The organism is Streptomyces sp. NPDC027189, from assembly GCF_055566975.1.
Map to the genome: position 1 here is coordinate 154,049 of NZ_JBVHRI010000015.1, position 15,405 is coordinate 169,453.

Annotated in this window: 13 protein-coding genes and 3 pseudogenes; 5 read left to right on the forward strand and 11 right to left on the reverse strand. The window is 68.8% G+C overall.

Annotated features, from left to right (window positions below; all coding sequences use genetic code 11):
- Window positions 1-51: 51 nt before the first annotated feature.
- Window positions 52-1,596 carry an ABC transporter substrate-binding protein gene (locus ACZ4RZ_RS31250; protein WP_467749641.1) on the forward strand — a complete coding sequence of 515 codons (1,545 nt, stop codon included), beginning with the start codon at window positions 52-54 and terminating at the stop codon, window positions 1,594-1,596.
- Window positions 1,597-1,634: 38 nt separating this feature from the next.
- Here ACZ4RZ_RS31250 and ACZ4RZ_RS31255 read toward each other — a convergent pair whose 3' ends face one another.
- From ACZ4RZ_RS31255 to hemL, 10 genes are all read right to left on the reverse strand, one after another.
- Entirely contained in the window at window positions 1,635-2,042 is a 408-nt protein-coding gene (locus ACZ4RZ_RS31255; RefSeq protein WP_467749643.1) for an SRPBCC domain-containing protein, read from the reverse strand.
- A gap of 67 nt (window positions 2,043-2,109) precedes the next feature.
- The gene (locus ACZ4RZ_RS31260; RefSeq protein ID WP_467749645.1) at window positions 2,110-3,057 is read right to left on the reverse strand and encodes a CU044_5270 family protein; all 948 of its coding nucleotides are present in this window, start codon (window positions 3,055-3,057) and stop codon (window positions 2,110-2,112) included.
- Window positions 3,054-3,665 (reverse strand): RNA polymerase sigma factor, encoded by a 612-nt coding sequence (locus tag ACZ4RZ_RS31265; protein WP_467749647.1) that lies wholly within the window; start codon window positions 3,663-3,665, stop codon window positions 3,054-3,056. The genes ACZ4RZ_RS31260 and ACZ4RZ_RS31265 overlap by 4 nt, the downstream gene beginning before the upstream one ends.
- A 104-nt stretch (window positions 3,666-3,769) precedes the next feature.
- A complete protein-coding gene (gene ccsB / locus ACZ4RZ_RS31270) occupies window positions 3,770-4,846 on the reverse strand; it encodes a c-type cytochrome biogenesis protein CcsB (protein ID WP_467749649.1) in 1,077 nt (358 codons plus the stop codon).
- A complete protein-coding gene (gene resB / locus ACZ4RZ_RS31275) occupies window positions 4,843-6,675 on the reverse strand; it encodes a cytochrome c biogenesis protein ResB (RefSeq protein ID WP_467749651.1) in 1,833 nt (610 codons plus the stop codon). The genes ccsB and resB overlap by 4 nt, the downstream gene beginning before the upstream one ends.
- Before the next feature lie 3 nt (window positions 6,676-6,678).
- Complete coding sequence (locus ACZ4RZ_RS31280; protein ID WP_467749811.1) at window positions 6,679-7,440, reverse strand: cytochrome c biogenesis CcdA family protein; 762 nt, start codon at window positions 7,438-7,440, stop codon at window positions 6,679-6,681.
- A 21-nt stretch (window positions 7,441-7,461) separates the two neighbouring features.
- Window positions 7,462-8,085, reverse strand: coding sequence for a TlpA family protein disulfide reductase (locus tag ACZ4RZ_RS31285; protein WP_467749653.1), 624 nt, complete (start codon window positions 8,083-8,085; stop codon window positions 7,462-7,464).
- A 66-nt stretch (window positions 8,086-8,151) separates the two neighbouring features.
- Window positions 8,152-9,399, reverse strand: a complete 1,248-nt coding sequence (locus tag ACZ4RZ_RS31290; protein ID WP_467749655.1) for a polysaccharide deacetylase family protein — start codon at window positions 9,397-9,399, stop codon at window positions 8,152-8,154.
- Window positions 9,400-9,607: 208 nt separating this feature from the next.
- Window positions 9,608-10,300, reverse strand: a complete 693-nt coding sequence (locus ACZ4RZ_RS31295; RefSeq protein WP_467749657.1) for a histidine phosphatase family protein — start codon at window positions 10,298-10,300, stop codon at window positions 9,608-9,610.
- The gene (hemL, locus tag ACZ4RZ_RS31300) at window positions 10,297-11,613 is read right to left on the reverse strand and encodes a glutamate-1-semialdehyde 2,1-aminomutase (protein WP_467749659.1); all 1,317 of its coding nucleotides are present in this window, start codon (window positions 11,611-11,613) and stop codon (window positions 10,297-10,299) included. Before hemL ends, ACZ4RZ_RS31295 begins: the two co-directional genes overlap by 4 nt.
- A gap of 411 nt (window positions 11,614-12,024) precedes the next feature.
- Here hemL and ACZ4RZ_RS31305 point away from each other — a divergent pair, with 411 nt between their 5' ends.
- A complete protein-coding gene (locus ACZ4RZ_RS31305) occupies window positions 12,025-12,660 on the forward strand; it encodes a hypothetical protein (protein WP_467749661.1) in 636 nt (211 codons plus the stop codon).
- 67 nt (window positions 12,661-12,727) lie between these two features.
- Here the strand turns inward: ACZ4RZ_RS31305 and ACZ4RZ_RS31310 are convergent.
- Window positions 12,728-12,985: pseudogene (locus tag ACZ4RZ_RS31310) on the reverse strand (site-specific integrase); the annotation flags it as partial.
- A 4-nt stretch (window positions 12,986-12,989) separates the two neighbouring features.
- On the opposite strand from ACZ4RZ_RS31310, the pseudogene ACZ4RZ_RS31315 reads away from it, so the two are divergent.
- The 3 genes and pseudogenes from ACZ4RZ_RS31315 to ACZ4RZ_RS31325 all read left to right on the forward strand — a co-directional run.
- Window positions 12,990-13,175: pseudogene (locus tag ACZ4RZ_RS31315) on the forward strand (dCTP deaminase); the annotation flags it as partial.
- A pseudogene (locus tag ACZ4RZ_RS31320) lies at window positions 13,172-14,269 on the forward strand (glycosyltransferase family 4 protein). The pseudogenes ACZ4RZ_RS31315 and ACZ4RZ_RS31320, both read left to right, overlap by 4 nt.
- Window positions 14,270-14,351: 82 nt before the next feature.
- The gene (locus tag ACZ4RZ_RS31325) at window positions 14,352-15,404 is read left to right on the forward strand and encodes a serine hydrolase domain-containing protein (RefSeq protein WP_467749663.1); all 1,053 of its coding nucleotides are present in this window, start codon (window positions 14,352-14,354) and stop codon (window positions 15,402-15,404) included.
- The last annotated feature ends 1 nt before the right edge of the window (window position 15,405 follow it).

Here is a 15,405-nt window from a genome sequence, read left to right on the forward strand (position 1 = left end):
GCGGAAACGGGGGCCGGTGATGGCGCGGCTGCGTGAGGACGGGGGCCACTGATGGCGCGGGTGTGGACATGGCTGCGCGAGGACGTCTGGGAGATACGTTTCCGCCGGTATGTCGCGCTGAGCCTCGCGGCGGTCCTCGCGGCCCTCGGCGTATGGGGCGGCATGACGGCCACGAAGGAGGACCGCTCCTGCGCCCCGGGAGTCGTCCAGCCGGAGGGCAGCGACGAGTGCGTGGGCGTCTCGTGGACGACGTACGCCTTCGGGCGTCCGCAGTTCGCCGAGACGGTCCAGGCGATCAACCGTGAGAACCACCGTCTGACGCCCGGCAGTTACGTCACCGTCGCGCTGCTCGAACCCTTCACCGCGACCGACGCCGACAACCTGGCCGATGTGCTGCACGAACTCCAGGGCGCCTATCTGGCCCAGTACCAGGCCAACCACGACACCAACGGCCTGAAGCCGAAGATCCGCCTCGTGCTCGCCAACCCCGGTGCCACCGGAGCGCATTGGCGGCAGACCGTCGACCGGTCGGAGCGGATGACGAAGGGACCCGACCGGCTGCGCGCGGTGACCGGAGTCGGCCTGAGCACCGACAACAACAAGAAGGCCGTCGAGGAGCTGACCCGGCGCGGCATCCCGGTGATAGGGAGCTCGATCACCGCCGACGACCTCGCCAACGGCCAGAACGGCAAGGACCCCTTCCCGGGGCTCGCCCGCGTCTCCCCCACCAACACCGACGAGGCCCGCGCCCTCGCCTCGTTCGCCAAGGTGTCGGCCGCCAACGCGTTCCTGGTCTACGACCGCACGGGCGACCCGTACACACGCACCCTGCAGAAATCCTTCGAGAAGATGCTCAAGGGCTCGCGCTACGAGGCCCAGCCGTTCACGCCGCCCGCCGACCGCAGCAAGGAGGGCAGTACCGCCAACGTCTTCGCGCAGATCACCACCATTCTGTGCACCACGCCGAAGAGCACGAACACCATCCTCTTCGCCGGCCGGCACACCCAACTGCGCCAGTTCATCAATGCGTTGGGCGCACGCGGCTGCGTCGACCGCCGCTTCACGGTGCTCACCGGCGACGAGGGCTCGTACCTGGCCGGCGACAAGGACCTCGATCCGCGCGCCCTCAAGGACCCCCTGCTGTCCGTGCGCTACACGGCCCTCGCCCACCCGGACGCCTGGGTGAGCGACACCGCGAAGACCGGCGGCAGCGCGGCCGACGCGCGGGTGCTCCAGGCGCTGCTGGACAGCGCCGGGCGCGAGCCGGTCGGCCCGGTCGGCAAGGTCGCCCTGGACGACGGCCAGCTGATCATCGCGTACGACGCGATGCGGCTCGCCGTGCACGGCATCCGCGGGGCATCGCCGACCGGAAAGATCCCGGCCCTCGCGGACGTCGGGCTCCAGTGGCCGCAGGTGAAGGGCAGGCAGCTGCGGGTCAACGGGGCGAGCGGGTGGATCTGCCTGGACGCCCACGGCAATCCGTACGACAAGGCCGTGCCGATCGTGGAACTGACCCCCGACAGCCGCTCGCGATTCGTGAAGATCGCCTGGCCGGAGGGGAAGCCTCCGGCGCAGGAGTGCCTGCCGCCGTCCTGAGCGGGCTCGGGGGCGTGCCTGAACCACCCCCAGCCCGCTCAGCCCCGCAGGAGGGCCAGGAGCCGCTCGAAGCGTGCACGCCACGGCGGCTCCCGCTCCCCCTCGAACTCATGGGTGAACCGGACCGTGGTCCCGTCCCGCACTCCGCGCTCCAGATGGAACCGCACCCGCCCGCGCCCCTCCAGGGTGTACTCGGCGACCCGCTCCACATCCCAGGCGGTGACGCGCCCGCCGCCCAGCCCGTGCAGGGTGACGGCCCCGCCGAGCCGCGGCTCGAACGCGTCGGCGGGCGCCAGCCACCCCCGCAGTCCCTCGGGGGTGGCCAGTGCCGTCCAGACCTTCTCCACAGGCTGGGGAAGACGCAGCAGGTAGTGCAGGACCCGCGCGTCACCCCGGGTCTCGGTGGCGCCCTCTTCGATGACCGGTCGGTCGATGGGTTGGGTCATGACACCAGCGTGGCCCGTGAGCGCGAGTTCTGCACCCCTTAGGGCATCTGACCTGCCCGTTAGCCGCTCAGGGCCGCTGCCCAGCCTTGTCGACGACGGCCCGGCGCAGGACGACCGTGTTGCTCAGCACCTGCCCCTTCTTGATGCCGGCCTTGGGCAGGTCCCCGATCGCCACCTCACGCTCGCCGAGGAACTCATGGGTCTTCGTGTCGAAGATCCACTCGTCCCGGGTCGGGTTGTCGGGGTCGTTGCGGGCGATCGCGACCCCGTGCCGCCCGGCGCCGTCGACCGCGTCGTTCACGACGTTCACGCCGGGGATCCGCGCGACCGCCCGGTAGAGGGCGGCACTCTGCTCCGGCGGCACGATCGCGTCCCGGATCAGATCGCCGACCAGGACGAACATCGTCTGGTTCGTCTCCTGGCCGCTGTTCTCGGGTGCGGTCTTCCGCAGCCAGTCGTACATCTTGTCCGGGTCGGTGGGCAGCGTGGACAAGTGCTTGTAGTTGGTGGAGACGTCGTAGCCGGTCCTGCCGGGCTGGGGGTCCCGGTCGGTGGACCACTGGCCCCGGCCCGCCTCCCGGATCAGCCCCTTGCGGGTGCCGTCCGCCGAGGTCCAGGTCTCCGCCCGGTGCAGCGGCGGGATGGTGGTCCCCTTCCCCTCCGTCGTCTCCGAGTACGACACTTTGCTGTCCACGTACACGAACTGGTCGTCGTGGACCGTGCCGTAGGAGTCCTCGTGCTCCGCCGCCAGCGCGATGTCCTCCAGCAGCGCGGCCGTCGCCTTGCTCGGCGGCTGGGCGCGCGCCCCGCCGTCGTCGGACGACGGCAGCACGGCGACGGCGGTGGCGGCGACCGCCGCGACGGCCGCCGCGGCGATCGCGGGACGCAGCCACTTGTTGCGTACGCGCGCGGGTGTCTCGTCCCGCCGGGGTACCTGCCGGATCTCGGTCATCAGATGCTCCTTGAGGAGTCGGTGACGGCCCGGCGGAAGGTCTTTCTCGGGAAGTGTGTTCATTGGTTTCCCTCCCTGATGGGCCTGACCGCGGTGGTGCGGTCACCTCTCATCTGTCCGCGCTCCAGGGGCAGTTCCGGGTTTTTCAGATGTTTCGCGAGTTTTGTTCTGGCGCGGGAGAGTCGCGACCGTACGGTGCCGACGGGCACCCCGAGCGCCTCGGCCGCCGCCGCGTAGTCGAGCCCCGACCACACGCACAGGGCCAGCACCTCGCGCTCGGCACGCCGCAGCTTGGCGAGCGCGGTGCGTACGAGTTCCAGCTGGGCGGCGTCGTCGAGGCGCCCGGCGATCTCGTCGGCGAAGTCGCGCTCGACCTCGTCGCGGGGCAGCCGGGCGACCGCGGCGGCGTGTCTTCGCGCCGCCCGGCGGGTGTTGCGCGTGACGTTGGTGGCGATGCCGAGCAGCCAGGGCCGCGGCGAACCGCCCTCCTCGTCCAGCTTGTCGCGCAGGCGCCAGGCGTCCAGGAAGGTCAGCGACACCACGTCCTCGGCCTGCGCCCAGTCCCCGGTCAGGCGGTAGGCATGGTTGTAGACGGAGCGCGCGTACGCGTCGAAGAGTTCGCCGAAGGCGTCGTGGTCCCCCGCGCGGATGCGTTTCCTCAGCGTCCTCATCGTCCTCAGAGTCGTATCCACACCTTCCACCTGTCCGTACGACGAAGGCCGGTTCCGGTGACTCACGTCACAGGAACCGGCCTCGGCCGAGAAGGACTTACCGGCTAGACACCCGCGTAGGAGTGCTTGCCACTCACGAAGATGTTGACGCCGTAGTAGTTGAACAGCCAGCAGCCGAAGGCGATCAGGGCGATGTAGGCCGCCTTGCGGCCCTTCCAGCCGGCGGTCGCGCGAGCGTGCAGATAGCAGGCGTAGGCGACCCAGGTGATGAACGCCCAGGTCTCCTTGGGGTCCCAGCCCCAGTAGCGGCCCCAGGCGTCGCCGGCCCAGATGGCGCCCGCGATGATCGTGAAGGTCCACAGCGGGAAGACGGCCGCGTTCACGCGGTAGGAGAACTTGTCGAGCGAGGCCGAGGCGGGCAGCCGCTCCATGACGGAGGTCGCGAAACGGCCGGGCTGGCCGCCGCTCGCGAGCTTGTTCTCGTAGGAGTCCTTGAAGAGGTAGAGCAGCGTGCCGACGGCGCCCACGTAGAAGACGGCGCCGCAGAGGATCGCGGTCGAGACGTGGATGTACAGCCAGTACGAGTGCAGCGCGGGAACCAATTGGTCACTCGCGGTGTACAAGACAGTGACGGCGAGACCGAGATCGAGGAGGACCGTGGTGACCAGGGGGAGGCCGAGCCAGCGGACGTTCTTCTTCAGCACGAGAAGCACGAGGAACACACCGACGGCCACGGTGGAGAAGGTGATGTTGAACTCGTACATGTTGCCCCACGGCGCCCGCCGCACCGACATAGCGCGGGCGATCACACCGGCCGCCTCGACACCCCAGGCGAGCACGGTGAGGGACACGGCGATACGGCCGTAGAGGTCGCCCTGCTCGTCCCCGCCATGCGCACCGGGCCCATCGGGCACGTCACGGGCGCCGATCGCGGACCGGGTGACGACCTGCGGCCGCTCCAGGACCGTGGTGCCGCCCGCCTTCTTCACGGTGACGGCAGGAGCCGCGGACTTGGTCTTCTCGGTGAGCGCGGCGGCCGTGCGGGCCACCTTGCTCCGGCTGCCGAAGAGCCACTCGGCGATGTACGCGAAGAAGGCCAGGGTGTAGACGGCCATCGCGGAGTAGATCAGCGTGTTGCTGATATTGGCGAGGTGTTCGTTGGTTGCGGTGGCGAGAGTCACTGCTTCTCAGCCCCTTCGGCGGAAGGTACGGCGTGACGGTCGGGGGTGTCCGAATCGGGCTCGGGGGTGTCCGGATCGGGGTCGGGTGCGCTGGGCGCCTGTTCGTGCACGAGCGCGGCCAGGTCGCCGAGTTCCTCGGGGAGCTTCGCGGACTCGCTGCGGCCCAGGCCCGCCATCTCGACGACGGTCACACCGTCGGCGCCGGTGGTGGCCCGCACCCAGACACGGCGGCGCTGGATGAACAGCGAGCCGGCGAGACCGAAGATCGCGGTGAAGGCTCCGGCCAGCGCCCAGTCGCTGCCGGGCTGCTGGGTGACCTGGAAGCCGGCCCACTCCTTGATGTCCTTCTCGAAGGTGATCGAGCCGGCGCCGTTCGGCAGCTTCATGGTCTCGCCGGGCAGCAGCCTCTTCTTGAGGATGTTGCCCTTCGCGTCCTTGAACTGCTTCATGTTGGAGGTGTCGAGTTGGTACACGTTCTGCGGGATGCCCGAGTTGACCCCCAGGCTGCCGTGGAAGCCGGACAGCGCGAGCACGGGGAAGTCGAGCGCGGGGAACTGGGAGAACATGGTGCCCTTGCCCGCTCCCGCGAAGGTCGGCACGAAGAAGGCGGAGAAGCCGAGCTGATCGCTGCGGCCCTGCCCGTTCTTGTAGCCGTCCATGACCTTGATCGCGCCCTGCGAGGTGATGTTCGCGTCGAGCGGCAGCATCGGCACGGCCTCGTGGAAGACCACGTTGCCCTTGCCGTCGCGCACGGTGACGACGGGCGCGTAGCCGTGGCTGACGAGGTAGACCTTCGAGTCGCCGATCTTCAGCGGCTCGTTGACCTGGACGGTGGTCTTCTGCGTCTTGCCGTAGGCGCCCACGCTGTAGGCGATGTCCGCCTGGAAGGTGCGCGGGGTGCCCTTGTTGGGCCCGGTCCGCTCGTATGTGGCGGTGAAGTTCTTGAGGTTGAAGCTGAACGGCGTGAGGTCGTCGTTGCTGAAGAGGTTGCCCGACTTGAAGTCGTCGTACTGCGACAGCGTGTTGGAGAAGCCGCCGCCCTCGACGATCAGCTTGTTGCCCTCGGACTTGAAGAGCTGGCCCCAGGCGAAGGCGACGAGCATCACGATCAGCGCGATGTGGAAGAGCAGGTTGCCGGTCTCGCGCAGATAGCCCTTCTCGGCGGCGACCGCGTCCCCCTCGACATGCGCGCGGAACCGCCGCTGCCTGAGCACCTTGAGCGCGGCCTCGCGGACCTGCTCCGGCTCGGCCTCGGTGCGCCAGGTCGCGTAGACGGGCAGCCGGGTCAGCCGCTTCGGCGCGCCCGGCGGCCGGCCGCGCAGCTGCCCGACGAACTGCCAGGTCCGCGGCACGATGCAGCCGATGAGCGAGACGAAGAGAAGGATGTAGATCGCCGAGAACCACACGGAGCTGTACACGTGGAACAGCCCGAGCTTGTCGTAGACCGGCCCCAGCAGGCTGTGCGCGTCCTTGAAGTCCGCCACCTTCTGGGCGTCGGTGCCGGACTGCGGAATCAGCGACCCGGGAATGGCTCCGAGCGACAGCAGGAAGAGCAGGATCAGCGCGACCCGCATGGACGTCAGCTGCCGCCAGAACCAGCGGGCCCAGCCGATGACCTCACGCCCGGTCCAGGCGATCCATCCCCTGGCGCCGGGTGCCCGCGCCCCGCCGAAGGAGCCGGGCATCGCCGTGTCCACCGGCGCGGTGGACAGCTGGGACCCCGCTGCGCCGAGTTCGCCGTCGGCGGCCACACCGACATGCCGCTTGGCGGCCACGGGATCCGGCGTCTGCTCGGTGTCAGGCGTCTTGCCGGTGTCAGTGGTGCTCATGGGTCAGATCCCTACCGTGAAGCCGTCGGACCAGGTTTGCATCTGCTGCACGATGCTGTCCCACGCACCGGTGAGCAGCAGCAGGCCGGTCGCGATCATCATGCCGCCGCCGATCCGCATCACCCAGGTGTAGTGGCGCTTGACCCAGGCGAAGGCGCCGAGCGCCTTGCGGAAGGCGACCGCGGCGAGGACGAAGGGCACGCCGAGACCGAGGCAGTACGCGACGGTCAGTATGGCCCCACGCCCCGCGCTCGCCTGGTTCGCCGCGAGAATCTGCACGGAGGAGAGGGTCGGGCCCAGGCAAGGGGTCCAGCCGATCGCGAAGAGCGCGCCGAGCAGGGGCGCGCCCGCGAGACCCGCCACCGGCCGCCTGTGGAAACGGAATTCGCGCTGGGTGAGCCAGGGCATCAGACCCATGAAGAAGACGCCCATGAGGATCATGAGCACGCCGAGCACCTTGGACAGGGTGTCCTGGTACTCGTGCAGGGTCGAGCCGAAGTATCCGAAGAGCGCTCCGCCGGAGACGAACACCGCGGTGAAGCCGAGCACGAACAGGGCCGCCCCCGTGGCCATCCGCCCCCGTCTGGCGTCCGCCAGATCCGTGCCGCTGACCCCCGTGACGTACGAGAGATAGCCGGGCACCAGCGGCAGCACGCACGGCGAGAAGAAGGAGACGAGCCCACCGAGTACGGCGATCGGCAGGGCGACCAGCAGGGCACCGCTGTAGACCGTCTCGTTCTTGCCGGTGGCCTCGGCCAGGGTCATGGCGAGAAGGGACACGTCAGGTCACTTCTCCGCGAGGACGGGGTCGAGCATCTTGCGCAGGCTCTCTTCGCTGAGCGCCTGGAGCGTCCGGGCCGCGACCTTGCCGTCCCGGTCGATGATGAGCGTGGAAGGGATCAACTGCGGGTTCAGCGTGCCCTTCGTGAAGCGGAGCATCAGCTTGCCCGTGGGGTCGTACAGGCTCGGGTAGGTGACCCCGAACTCCTTTTCGAACGCCACGGCCGGGCCGGTGCTGGTGTCGCGGGTGTTGATGCCGACGAACTGCACGCCCTGGTCCTTGGTGTCCTGATACACCGTCTCCAGGTTCTTGGCCTCGGCGCGGCAGGGCCCGCACCAGGATCCCCAGACGTTGAGGACGACGACCTTGCCCTTGTAGTCGCGGACGTCGAGCTGCTTGCCGTCGATGGTCTTGCCGGAGAGGTCGGGGATCGCCGCCCGCTCCCCCTTGGCGGCGGTGTCGACACCGTCCTTGCCGGCGACGAAGTTGGTGTTGCCCGCTCCCCCGGAGGTCCCCCCGGAACCACACGCGGACAGGACGAGCGCGGCGACGGCGGCCCCGGCGGTGAGCAGGACGGCGCGGCTACGGGTGCGGTTCGGGCGCTGGTCGGCACGGCTGGCGGCACTCATGTGAAAAGTTTCGCATGCCCGTTTCGGGGATCTTCCGCACCCCCCTTGCGGGCGGAAACCCGCATATCAGGCGGCCTGTCCACCCAGGTAGGACTTCCAGCCACCGGCCGGCTGCTGCCCGACGTCCAGCGACTGGAGCCTGGTCAGCGCCTCGGGCTTCTGCACATCCAGCCAGTCCACGAACTGCCGGAAGGAGACGAGGCGTATGTCCCCGCCCTTCTCCTTCTCGCGCGCGATGTGCTTGAACGCTGCTTCAACGGCATCCATGTAGATACCGCCGTTCCACTCCTCGAAGTGGTTGCCGATGAAGAAGGGTGCGCGATTTGTCTCGTATGCCCGCTTGAACCCGGCGATATAGGAGTTCGTCGCCTGGGTGCGCCAGGCCGGGTAGTTGTAGGAGGGCGCCTTGGTCGAGTTGATCGACTGGTTGGCGAGGATGTTGTAGTCCATCGAGAGCACCTCGAAGGTGTGCCCCGGGAAGGGCATCGCCTGCAGCGGCAGGTCCCACAGGCCCTGGTTCTTCTGCGGCCAGCGCTGACGGCCGCCGGGCGAGGAGGCGTCGTAGCGCCAGCCCAGCTCCTTGGCGGTGGGCAGCAGGTTGTTCTGGCCGAGCAGACACGGAGTGCGGCCGCCGACGAGCTCCTTCTCGTAGTCGAAGGGCAGCGCGGGCAGGTCGGTCCACCCCGTGTTGGTCCGCCACTCCTTGACGAAGGCCTTCGCCTGGTCGATCTCGCTGCGCCACTGCGCGGACGTCCAGTTGGCGACCGTGCCGGATCCCGCGCAGAAGTGGCCGTTGAAGTGCGTGCCGATCTCATGGCCTTCGAGCCAGGCCCGGCGGACCAGCTTCAGCGTCGCCTTGACGTGGTCGTCGGTGAGATAACCGATGTCCGAGGCGCCCCGGGGGTTATTGGGCGGCGAGTACATGCGCTTTTTCGACTCGGGCAGCAGATACAGCCCGGAGAGAAAGAACGTCATGTGCGCGTCGTGGTCTTTGGCGAGTTCGAGAAATCGGTCGAAGAGGCCGGTCCCGACCTCTCCCGCGCCGTCCCAGGAAAAGATCACGAACTGCGGAGGGGTCTCGCCGGGCTCCAGCGGCTCGGGCTTCTTCGGCTGGTTCGGCTGCTTGCCGGTGTAGGCGGTGGAGCCGTCACCGATGGGACGCGCGGGGTGCTTGGGGGCGCCGGGCTGCCCGCTCCTGGAACCGCCGCTCCGGCTCGGGCCGTCTAGCTGTGCGGTACCGCACGCGGCAAGTCCCAACGAGGCCGCGGCACCTGCCCCGAGGCCGATCATTCCCCTCCGGCTGATGTCCCCCATGCGGTCCCCATTTCATCGCGCCCTCTCAGCTGGCTCCCAGCTGGCACCCTTTGAGAGGGCCCGATGAAGACGGGGGTTCCGTCAAACTCGCGCATATTTATCTGTTTTTACGAAGTTACGCTCATATAGCACGAGCCATACGCTTTGTGACGGGGCGTACGCCTTAGGAGAGACGTACGCACTCCCGCATCAGTTCCCGGCGCGGCCGTTACGCGCCGAACGCCTTGTCCTTCCCCTTCACCGGCTTGGCGCCCGCGAGGAGATGGGCCGGGACGAGATCGCGGGCGGGCTCGGTGTAGCCCACGGACACGATCTTGTCGCCCCGGTAGGTGAAGGTCGTCAGGGACGCCAGCGTGCACTGCCGCTTGCGCGGGTCGTGCCACAGCCGCCGCTTCTCCACGAAGGACCGCACGATCCAGATCGGCAACTGGTGGCTGACCAGCACCGCTTCATGCCCGCGGGCGGCGTCCCTGGCGGCGTCCAGCGCCCCCATCATCCGTACGACCTGCTCGACGTACGGCTCGCCCCAGGAGGGCTTGAACGGGTTGACGAGGTGCTTCCAGTTCTCCGGCCGCCGCAACGCGCCGTCCCCCACGCCGAACGTCTTGCCCTGGAAGACGTTGTCGGCCTCGATGAGCCGCCCGTCCGTCGCCAGGTCCAGACCGTGCGCCTTGGCGATCGGGGTGGCCGTCTCCTGGGCCCGCTCCAGCGGCGAGGCGACGACATGCGTGACATCGCGCGACGCGAGGTGCTCGGCGACCCGGTCGGCCATCTGCCGTCCGAGCTCGGACAGGTGGTACCCGGACAGCCGCCCGTACAGCACCCCGTCCGGGTTGGCGACCTCGCCGTGCCGCATCAGGTGTACGACGGTGATGTCGCTGTTGTCGATGTGCTCACTCATGCCGTGGCCTCCGCCGCTGCCCGCGCCGCCGCCGGAAGGGCGTCGGCGATCCGCTGAACCGCCTGCTCGTCGTGGGCCGTCGACACGAACCACGACTCGAAGGAGGACGGCGGCAGATACACGCCCTGCGCCAGCATCGAGTGGAAGAACGCGGTGTACCGGAAGGACTCCTGCCCCTTGGCGTCCTCGTAGTCGCGCACCTGACGCCCGGTGAAGAACACGGAGAACATGTTGGAGGCGTTCTGCAGCCGGTGCGCCACGCCTTCCTTGGTGAGCGCCTCGGCCACCAGCGTCCGGATCCGCTCCGACACCGCGTCGACCTTCTCGTACGCGGCGTCGTCGAGCAGCCGCAGCTGGGCGAGCCCGGCTGCGGTCGCGACGGGGTTACCCGACAGTGTGCCCGCCTGGTACACCGGACCCGCGGGAGCGAGGTGCGCCATGACGTCCTCCCGGCCACCGAAGGCGGCTGCCGGGAAGCCACCGCCCATGACCTTGCCGAAGGTCATGAGATCGGGACGTACCCCATCGATCCCGTACCAACCGGCCTTGCTGGTGCGGAAGCCCGTCATGACCTCGTCGGAGATGAACAGGGCGCCGTTCTTGGCGCAGGCGTCCTTGAGGCCCTGGTTGAACCCGGGCGCAGGAGGCACCACACCCATGTTGCCGGGCGAGGCCTCGGTGATCACACAGGCGATCTCGCCGGGGTGCGCGTGGAAGGCGGCGTTCACGGCTTCGAGATCGTTGTAGGGAAGGACGATGGTGTCGCCGGCCTGGGCTCCGGTGACGCCGGGGGTGTCGGGCAGCGCGAAGGTCGCCACGCCACTGCCCGCCGCGGCGAGCAGCGAGTCCACGTGCCCGTGGTAGCAGCCGGCGAACTTGATCACCTTGGACCGCCGGGTGAACCCGCGGGCGAGACGGATGGCGGACATGGTCGCCTCGGTGCCGCTGGAGACGAGCCGGACCTGCTCGACGGGCTCGACGCGCGCGACGATCTCCTCGGCGAGCGCGACCTCGCCCTCACCGGGCGTACCGAAGGACGTACCGCGGGAGACGGCCTCCTGGACGGCGGCGATGACCTCGGGGTGGGAGTGCCCGAGGATCATCGGCCCCCAGGAACAGACGAGGTCCACGTACTCACGGCCATCAGCGTCGGTCAGGTACGGACCGGTACCGGACACCATGAACCGGGGCGTACCGCCCACGGCGCGGAAGGCGCGCACGGGAGAGTTCACGCCGCCGGGCGTGACGGCCGCCGCACGGTCGAATAGAGACTGCGAGGCTGGGGCTTCGTAGGGATAAGGCAGTTCGGTCATGACCTGCGACGTCTCCGACTCCGGGGGGCTAGTGACCTCCTCAGGGTAGGCCAGCGGCTCCGGGCGGCCGTGAGCGGAAGAGAGCGGGGCCGCGTGACCGGAAGAGCGCGGCACCGGTGAACGTAGGATCGCCGATCGACGTACGGCTCCACATACGGAAGATCCCGGCCATCGCGGGGCGCCGTGGGCCGATGCCCGGTACGACAACCGGGCGCGGTCCCCCGGCCATCTGCGAAACTGGGGCTTCGTACGGACAGCTCACATGATTCATGGTGTTCAGAGCCCGCGAAGATCCTGCGGTCAGGTGTTTCAGCGCACGTTTCGGCGTGCGGCCGTGGGGGAGGTCACTGTCACGTTGATCGGGTTGCGTGGCGGGGGTCGCGCGCCTTAGAAAAGCAGTCGGGTGGAGATATGCATCGCGGTGGCGGACTGGGCGAGGGGACCGATGACCTCGGTCCTCGGCGTGCCCGGCGGGGAAGGCACCGGCGCGAGGCGGAGGAAGCGGCCGAGACCCGGGCTGGACAGACACAAGGATCGCAGGGTGGTGACGCCGAGCGGCTGGACCGCACGGTCGAGCGGCTGCGGGCGGGGAGCGGGAATGGTGGCCGGGTGGGGGTGACGTACAAATACTTCGGCGCGCCGGACGGAGCGACGGCGGCCCGCGTCCCGATCTCGATGCGCCCCGAGGAACTCGGCGGCGATGAGCTCGGCATGAACGGCATGTTCACCAAGATCAAGCCCGAGACGATGGCCGCGATGGTCCTCACCGGCATCGAGGGCGTCCCCCTGCACAAGGTGCCCCCGCTGGAGCTGGTCGTCCTCCACCCCGACTACGCCGTGGTCAAGCTCCCCATGACCGTCGTGGACCCCCTCCGCGGCATCGGCGAGGAAGCGGTCGGCGCTGCCGCCTTCATCTGGTCCACCGTGCCGGACCGGGGCGGGCCCCGGGACGCCTTCAACGTCTACCAGCTGCTGCACGAATGGCAGGATTTCAGCCATCGTTTGCATGAGGCGGGGCATCAGCCTTATTGCCTTGTTTGGCCGTGACCTGGGGTTTCGTTTGGTGCGGGCGGGGCTTTCGGGTCCCGCCTTTGTCATGTGCCGGGAGGGGCCGTCAGGCGGCCAGGGCACATTGAGGGCACATTGGTTTCGCTGGTGGCCCTGATATGCCCTGGGCTTCGCCGGTCGGCTGGGCCTCCGGTTCAGTGAAGGCGTCATCGATCGCCTTACGGGTGCGGGTCTCGCTGGACGGCAGCAGGTGTGTGTACATCCGCAGCGTGAAGCCCGGGTCCGAGTGGCCGAGGTACTCGGAGAGCGCCTTGATGCTTTCTCCCGCGTCCAGCAGCACGGAGGCGTAGGCGTGCCGGAGGGCTTACTGGACCCTGGAAATCCGTGCCGCCAGACCCGTCCGCGTCTATCCCCGGATGACCTTCGGCAAGCTCGTCTTCCTCCATTGCCTCGGCACTCCCACCAGCTACCAACAGCACGGCCTCAAGTACACCGCGACCGCCGGCATCGACATCTCGCGCCTCTACGAAGAGCTCGCCGGAGGTGCCACGTGAGTCCTCGGGTAGCGACGGTCCTCGACCTGCCCTTCGGCAGCGCCGGCGGCAGCGTCGAGCTCTTCCTCGACCTCTACACCGGCGAGAACCCGCTGGTTCCGGCCCGCGGCTTCATGCTCGCCCCACAAGCGCCTCCACCCCACCTGCCTACGGGGCTGGAACTGCTGACCGTGCCCGGCAAGTGCCTCTCCGGGCCGCCCTTCACGGCCTACGTCAACGCGTTGCGCGCGAGCGCTGACGCAACGTGTCGACCCGTCCAGCGTCGATGTCCTCCACCTCCAGCACCTCACGTTCGGCGGCACGCCATCGCTGATCCGCGCCCTACCCGCACACCCCCGGATCGCGCTCGTCCACGGCACCGACCTGCTGTTCGCCGAAGCCCACCGCGACCAACTGCGTCTCGTGAAGGAAACCGCGCGTCTCGCGGACGCCATCGTCGTCCCGACCGGCGCAATGGCGGACCGACTCCTCCAGCTCGCGCCCACCACCGAGCGCAGGAAGATCACCAAGATCCCCTGGGGCATCCCCGATCATCTGCTCACCACCCCACCGCCGCGCCCGGCCCGCCGACCGACCGGACACCTCCGGCTGCTCTACGCGGGACGCCTCACCGCCGAGAAGGGCATCGAGGCGCTTCTGCGCGCGATGCCCGTAGCCCAAGCCGTCGAACTGAGCATCGCGGCACCCCGCCACCAGTTCCACGGGCTGCCCCGCTCCTGCGCCTGCTCAAGGTCCGCGTCCGCTACCTCGGCTGGCTCAGCCGTCCACAACTGTGGAAAGCATTCGCCGACCACGACGCCCTCGTCATGCCCTCGACCACCCTCGAAGCCATGGGCCTGGTCGCTCTCGAAGCCCAAGCCTGCGGGCTGCCGGTCGTCTATCAGCCCGTTCCAGGGCTGAGCGACACGCTCGCCGCCACCGGCCTGGCCACCGACTTCACCAACCCGGCCGCCCTCGCCCAGGACCTCAACCGACTCCGCTCCACCCCCGGCCTGCTCCCGGCTCTCCAAGCTGCCGGCCGTGCCAACGCCACTCGCTATCCCCTCACGGCTACCGCCGCTGCCCTGGCCGACCTCGGCAAACAGCTCATCTGACCTGTCCGCGCCGCAACCAGTTTGGCCGCCTCACTACGCTGACCACCGGGACATCTCACGGCCCACGATCGATCGGGAGACCATGGCGCTCGACCTCGACACCGACCGCATCCACCAACTCCTCCACGACGGTGCCCGCGACAAGATCTACCCGGGCGCCGTCTGGGCCGTCGGTGACAGCCTAGGAACCCAGGCCAGCGGCAGCACGGGCGTCCTGGATCCCGAACGGCCCGACGAGCCGATGCGGCACGACACCGTCTTCGACGTCGCCAGTCTCACCAAGATCCTCGCGGTGTGGTCGGCCATCGGCAGCCTCGTCGAGAACGGGAAACTCCAACTCGAAGCGCAACTAGGCGACTTGTGGCCCGAAGTGAGCGAACACCCACTGGCGCAGGTGACCGCACGCCACCTGCTCACCCACACCGCCGGCCTCCCCCTCCGGGCCAACCTCAAGAACCTGTACGGCACCGACCCGCAGGACGTCCGCGACGGCGTCCTCCGAGAAGCCCTGCACCGCCAGCCCGGTGAGGCCGTGGAATACACAGACCGCGCCGCCCTCATCCTCGGCTACCTCGCCGAACACCTCTCCGGCCAGCGGCTCGACGCGCTCGCAGCCGACCGCGTCTGGCACCCGCTGGGCATGACACAGACCTGCTTTGGGCCGTTGAGTCCCGATGCGGCGGCTCGCTGCGCGCCGACCGAACTCGACGACAGCACAGGAACCCATCTCAAGGGGCACGCCCACGACTTCTCCGCCCGCCTGCTCGGCGGGGTGTGCGGCATCGCGGGCGCTTTCTCCGTCCTCGACGACGTCGCCACGTTCCTGCGCTATCTCCTCGATCCGAACCAGCTGAACGCATCACCCGGATTCGGGACGGACTGGATCAAGGAATCTCTCCAGATCCACACTGGTGAACTGACGCCGCCCCGGGGCTTGTTCTGGCATCCCGCACCAGGCACGACGCCGGAAGCCGACGATGTCTGGGTGCACTACGGCTTCACAGGCACCGGCATGTGGCTCTCCCCCAGGAAGGACCGCTGGGCAGCTCTGCTTACCAACAAGCTCTACTACAGCCGTGAGCGGGAGCCACTCACCCGCGTACGCAACGAGTTCCGCTCTCTCGCCTTCGCTTGAG